The organism is Desulfatiglans anilini DSM 4660, from assembly GCF_000422285.1.
Lineage (GTDB): Bacteria > Desulfobacterota > DSM-4660 > Desulfatiglandales > Desulfatiglandaceae > Desulfatiglans > Desulfatiglans anilini.
The window spans coordinates 1-1,720 of sequence record NZ_AULM01000099.1 but is presented as its reverse complement, the minus strand read 5'-3'; the positions used below and the strand labels follow the sequence as shown (position 1 = coordinate 1,720).

Below are 1,720 nucleotides of genomic sequence, written 5' to 3'. Positions count from 1 at the left end.
CCAACACCACCATGCTGGGGGCTTTGTTGAAGGCCGATGAGATCTTTCCGCCGGCGGAGCTGACCGAAGCCCTCAGGGCGCGCTTCGGCCGGGTGGCGGAGAAGAACATCCAGGCCCTGATGCGCGCCTACGAGGAAACGCAGGTGCTGCCGTCGGCCTTTTCCCGGAAGGAGGCCCGTCATGGTTGAATCGGAGAGGGATCTTCGCTGCGGGGATCTGGAAGTGGGCTGCGTGGTAAGTCAGCCGGGCAACGCGCGCTTCTACAGGACAGGGGACTGGCGCTCCTTCCGGCCGGTGGTGGACCGGGCGAAGTGCATCGGCTGCGGCGTCTGCTATCTGCTCTGTCCGGACATGGCGATCCGCAGGCGGGCGGATGGGACGTTCGAGGCCGATCTCTACTACTGCAAAGGGTGCGGGATCTGCGCCGCGGAATGTTTCACCGGGTGCATCCAGATGGTGCCGGAGGAGGAATGATGGGCAAGCGGGTCGGTATCGAGGTATCCATTGCGGCGGCGGACGCCGTTGCAATGGCCGATGTGGATGTCGTGGCGGCTTATCCGATCACGCCGCAGACCCATATTGTCGAGCACCTCTCGGAGCTCGTGGCCGAGGGGGAGTTGACGGCCGAGTTCATCCCGGTCGAGTCGGAGCACTCGGCGATGAGCGTCTGCTGCGGGTCTTCCGCAGCGGGCGCGCGCACTTTCACCTGCACGAGTTCCCAGGGGCTCGCCCTGATGAACGAGATCCTTTTCATCGTCCCCTCCATGCGTCTGCCGGTTGTCATGATCCTGGCCAACCGGTCTCTTTCAGGCCCGCTCAGCATCTGGAACGACCACACGGACGTGATGTCGGTGCGCGACTGCGGCTGGGTGCAGCTCTTCGTGGAAAACGGGCAGGAGGTGTTCGATCATGTCCTGTTCGCCTTCCGGGTGGCCGAAGCGCGCAGCGTCTCCCTGCCGGTCATGATCAATATGGACGGCTTCATCCTGACCCATGTCATCGAGCCCATCTCCTACTGGGACAAGGAGGCGGTCGAGCGCTACCTTCCCGCATTCGAGCCGGTCAACCGGCTGGACCCGGACCATCCCATGACGATGGGCGCCTTTGCGATGCCGGGGATCTACACGGAGGCCAGGAAGGTCCAGAACGACGCCCTGATAGCCGCCATGCCGGAGCTGATCGAGGCCTGGGAGAAGATGGGGGAGTTGACCGGAAGGTGTTACCGGCCGGTGGAAAGGTATGCGGTCGAGGGGGCCGAAACAGTCTTCATCACGATGGGAAGCATCGGGGAGACGGTCTCCATCGCGGTGGACCGCCTCCGCGGGCAGGGCCGCGCGGTGGGCCTCGTCAAACTGCGGCTGTGGAGGCCGTTTCCGTTCGATGCCCTTCGGGAGGCCCTAAAGGGTGTTCGCCGGATCATTGTCATCGACCGGGCGATTTCGTTCGGGGGCCCGGGGGGGCCGGTGGCCTCCGAGATCCGAAGCGCCCTTTACGGGGTGGAGCCGAGGCCGGAGGTTCTGAACATGATCAGCGGCCTGGCCGGCCGGGATGTGACGCCTGAGGATTATATCGCCATGTACGAGACAGCTATGGCAGCGGAACAGTGGAAACCGGAGGACTATGTCGTCTTCGGAGCGAGGGAATGATGGAAGCCTTGAATGTCTATGCCTCACGGCTCGTTACGCAAAAGGAGTATTTCACCCCCGGGCACCGCGCCTGC

At 63.8% G+C, this 1,720-nt stretch carries 3 protein-coding genes; all 3 read left to right on the top strand.

Features of this window, described 5'->3' with window-relative positions; translation table 11 throughout:
• Nucleotides 1-188 (top strand): 2-oxoacid:acceptor oxidoreductase family protein (locus H567_RS28260; protein ID WP_208598454.1); only part of this gene is annotated, 188 nt, incomplete at its 5' end.
• Complete coding sequence (locus H567_RS0121235) at nucleotides 181-474, top strand: 4Fe-4S binding protein (protein ID WP_028322920.1); 294 nt, start codon at nucleotides 181-183, stop codon at nucleotides 472-474. The genes H567_RS28260 and H567_RS0121235, both read left to right, overlap by 8 nt.
• Complete coding sequence (locus H567_RS0121230) at nucleotides 474-1,646, top strand: transketolase C-terminal domain-containing protein (protein WP_028322919.1); 1,173 nt, start codon at nucleotides 474-476, stop codon at nucleotides 1,644-1,646. The genes H567_RS0121235 and H567_RS0121230 overlap by 1 nt, the downstream gene beginning before the upstream one ends.
• The last annotated feature ends 74 nt before the right edge of the window (nucleotides 1,647-1,720 follow it).